Source organism: Micromonospora sp. NPDC005305 (genome assembly GCF_040607315.1).
In the GTDB taxonomy this organism is placed as follows: domain Bacteria; phylum Actinomycetota; class Actinomycetes; order Mycobacteriales; family Micromonosporaceae; genus Micromonospora.
Window position 1 is genome coordinate 1 of the sequence record NZ_JBEXGL010000055.1, and the last position, 1,441, is coordinate 1,441.

1 protein-coding gene is annotated in these 1,441 nt (G+C 67.2%); it reads left to right on the forward strand.

Going from position 1 to position 1,441, the window contains the following annotated elements; all coding sequences use genetic code 11:
• Positions 1–69: 69 nt before the first annotated feature.
• Positions 70–1,311, forward strand: a complete 1,242-nt coding sequence (locus ABZS80_RS33245) for an IS701 family transposase (RefSeq protein ID WP_355062170.1) — start codon at positions 70–72, stop codon at positions 1,309–1,311.
• The last annotated feature ends 130 nt before the right edge of the window (positions 1,312–1,441 follow it).

Consider the following 1,441-nt stretch of genomic DNA (forward strand, 5'->3'; position numbering starts at 1 on the left):
CTAGTAGTGCTTTGTTAGGTCGGCGTGTCGTTGAGTCGTTTGAGTGGTTCGGGGTAGTTCGATGTTGCGGTGACCCCTGACGAGCTTTCGGTTGTGCGGCAACGGCTTGAGGCGTTCGCCGTGGACGTGTTCACCCCGCTGGTGCGGTCGGATCAGCGGGCGAAGGGTGAGACGTATCTGCGGGGGCTGCTGCTGGACGGGCGGCGCAAGTCGATGCAGCCGATGGCGGATCGGCTCGGGGTGGATCATCAGGGGTTGCAGCAGTTCGTGACGACCTCGACGTGGGACACCACGGCGGTGCGGATGCGGCTGGCCCGCCGCGCTGTTGATGTGGTCGCGCCGGTGGCGTGGGTGGTCGACGACACCGGCTTTCCGAAGGACGGGAAGGGATCGCCGGGCGTGGCCAGGCAGTACTCCGGCACGTTGGGCAAGGTCGCGAACTGTCAGATCGGGGTGAGCGTCCACGCTGTCACCGACATCGCGTCGTGCCCGCTGGACTGGCGGCTGTTTCTCCCGACGTCGTGGGACGACCAAGCCGTTGACGAGGCTGACCGGTCCGGGGTGGCCGCTCGTCGGGCCCGGTGCGGGATCCCTGCCGACGAGCGTCATCGCCCGAAGTGGATGCTGGTGGTGGAGATGCTCGACGAGCTGGCCGAGCATGGCTTGCGCCCACCGCTGCTGGCCGCGGACGCCGGCTACGGAGACAACAGCCAGTTCCGCAGTGCCCTGGACGAGCGTGGGGTCGGCTACATCATGCAGGTCAAAGGCGACGCCCTCGCCCACAAGCCAGACGTGCGGCCAGTCGAGAGGGTGTGGTCCGGGCGGGGCCGCCCACCCACCCGCACCGACCCGCGCTACCCGAAGACGGCGGTCAGCCTGGTCGAACACGTTCGCGCGGCTGGACGCGACATCGCGGAGACGATCACCTGGCGGGAAGGCTCGAAAGGCACGATGAGTTCCCAGTTCGTCTTCCTACGCGTGCGTCCGGCTGGGCATCGCGTCGCCCGGGACGTCGACGGTCTCCTGCCCGAGCGGTGGCTGATCGCCCAGTGGCCCGACAACGAGGCCGAGCCGGTCAAGTACTGGCTGTCCAGCCTTCCCGAGGCGACCAGCCACGCCGACTTGGTCCGCTACGGCAAGATCCGCTGGCGGATCGAACACGACTACCGCGAGCTGAAGACCGGCCTCGGCTTGGACCACTTCGAAGGCCGCTCCTTCATCGGCTGGCACCGCCATGTCACCCTGGTCACCGCCGCGCACCTGTTCATCACCGAACTGCGTCTGGACCCAAAAGCGGCTGCGCCGGCCTGAGCCTCTACGCGGTCATCCGCGAGCTGCAACGGCTCCTCGCGACCTGGACCGGCGCCTGCATCACCTGCCACCAACGCGTGAAACCGCTACACCTCAACAAACGCCGCCGAACCTAACAAAGCACTACTAG